Origin of the sequence: Atribacter sp. (assembly GCF_035418125.1) — a bacterium.
In the GTDB taxonomy this organism is placed as follows: Bacteria; Atribacterota; Atribacteria; order Atribacterales; family Atribacteraceae; genus Atribacter; species Atribacter allofermentans.
Window position 1 is genome coordinate 1 of the sequence record NZ_DAOLQM010000345.1, and the last position, 1753, is coordinate 1753.

1 protein-coding gene is annotated in these 1753 nt (G+C 42.2%); it reads right to left on the reverse strand.

What is annotated here, in order from left to right; genetic code table 11:
* Positions 1 to 229: 229 nt before the first annotated feature.
* The coding region (locus tag PLK24_RS11260) for an MBL fold metallo-hydrolase (protein WP_324479194.1) at positions 230 to 1753 on the reverse strand (1524 nt) is incomplete at its 5' end.

The window sequence follows — 1753 nt, forward strand, 5'->3', positions numbered from 1 at the left end:
GGGGATTCAGGGGGGTGTGCCTTTATCGTTTTTTGTTTGATCGCTTTTCTCTTATACCTTTATTTTCAGGATAGGCCGTCACGCCACTTTGATGGAACCAGATGAGGATGAAAATTTAAATTCGACATGCCATGGCATGTTGCTACATTAATCGTTCACATTAAATATCTCTTACAGTTTTAAGTATCTTTTATTGGGCTTTGATTTTTTAAACTCATAGTTGTCTTTTTTAGGGCAGAACTACCGATTCTCCTGCTTTAGGACGAATAAGTTGGATATCTTTTCTGGTTCCAAAGTGTTTTTCGAAGAATTCAAAACATTCGGTATGAACCGGAAGAAGATAACGGGGATGAATGGTTTCGATTATGTTGAGAAGCTCATCCGGTTGAGCATGGCCACCAACGTGTAGTGGATCATAACTATCAGTATTTTCTTGAGCAAAAGGATTTCCAAAGAGCTGGAAATTGAAGTGATCAATCCAATTTTTAAGCTTGACGGCATCTAATTGCATCTCCTCGTTGAAAGCTTCAGTTGCTGAATAGATATAGATTCCGCCTGAGGGATTGATGTCAATGAGTTCACTGAAATCATAATAGGAGAAACAGAAGACAAAGTCATCGGGATGGAAAGTGACTTCCTCGGCAGTTAAATATTGAGTTCGGCAACGTTCTAAAAGGGTGCTTTCCCATTCCGAGGTACGAACCCTCTTTTCAGAATAGACTCTGATATGGGGATAACTTAAGGGGTTTGGAAGGTCGACTTCACCACATTGACTCAAGACTTCGAGAAGATAAGCATCTCGAGTAGTAATTACCAATTGTCGATTCACCTCTTCGGTGGCTTTGAGAACCGAAATTAAACGCTCCAAATTTCGTGGACCGAAATCAGCAATGACCAGTCCCTTGGCTTTTTTGATGATCTGGCTGATCCGGTCGGCAACATCTTGCTCGGTAAAGTGTTTTGATCCGTGACTTGTACTCAGGTTCGCTCGAGTTCCCTCGATGATCAAAAGGAGTGGTTGAAGGATACCAGCTTCTTGGGTAAATCTTTGGGTCTCTTTGGCTTGTTTTCCACTCATCCTGAGGTCGCCGGAATAGAGAACCCATCCCTCGGGAGTTTTTATACCAAAAGCTCCGGCACCAGGGATGGAATGATCCACCGACCAAAATCGAACGGGAAGATTCCCAACAGTCACCTTCTCTTCCAAAATTGGAATGAGTGAAACTGGAGAAAGAGGGCGTTTTCCAGGAGCTTGATTCCAGAAATATCTAACTGATTCTGGAAGTAGTTGATGGGTAAAAACATGGTAAGGTCTTTGCTGAGATGGATTGGAGTAATTCTTATCGGAGCAGATCAAGCCGTCTTCCAGTATTTCTTTCCGTTTAGAATAGACGATTTCTGAAAGAAAGTCGGATATTCCACAGTCCTGAATAGCTTTGGAAATTAAAGCACTGGGAAGGCTAGTATAAACCGGGATGTCAGGAGATAAAAGAGAAATATAACCGGAGTGATCCAGGTGAGCATGGCTTAAAAGAACTCCCTGAATGGTAAGGTCTCTAAAAGCAGGATGACTGGATACTTTTTCCCACCAGTTTTGAGTTGGAATGACCAAGTCTTCTCGGTAGATACCTGGTAGTGGTGGAATGAGGTCGAAAGCCAAGAGATCGCCTAAACCATTAAGCCCTCGGGGTTTAAGAAACTCATCGAAGTATTTGTTCTCTTCACCAAAGCTTTTTCCAAAATCAAGGAACAA